This is a genomic window from Streptococcus mitis (assembly GCF_002096755.1).
Classification (GTDB): Bacteria; Bacillota; Bacilli; order Lactobacillales; family Streptococcaceae; genus Streptococcus; species Streptococcus mitis_AC.
In genome coordinates this window covers 1-337 of record NZ_NCVF01000008.1, presented here as the reverse complement: position 1 = coordinate 337, position 337 = coordinate 1, and the positions used below count along the sequence as shown (strand labels likewise).

General features: G+C 56.4%; 1 protein-coding gene. It reads right to left on the bottom strand.

Features of this window, described 5'->3' with window-relative positions; translation table 11 throughout:
* Positions 1-337, bottom strand: a 337-nt coding sequence (locus tag B7700_RS11140) for a hypothetical protein (RefSeq protein WP_192855634.1), incomplete at both ends; no start/stop codon positions are given.

Below are 337 nucleotides of genomic sequence, written 5' to 3'. Positions count from 1 at the left end.
GCATCAGCATCAGCAAGTACAAGCGCGTCGGCTTCAGCATCGACAAGTGCATCAGCTTCAGCAAGCACTAGCGCATCGGCATCAGCCTCAACAAGCGCGTCAGCTTCAGCAAGTACAAGTGCGTCAGCTTCAGCGTCAACAAGTGCGTCGGCCTCAGCATCGACAAGTGCGTCGGCCTCAGCAAGTACAAGTGCATCAGCATCAGCAAGTACAAGCGCGTCGGCTTCAGCATCGACAAGTGCATCAGCTTCGGCAAGTACAAGCGCATCAGCCTCAGCGTCAACAAGTGCGTCAGCCTCAGCAAGCACTAGCGCGTCGGCTTCGGCCTCAACAAGTG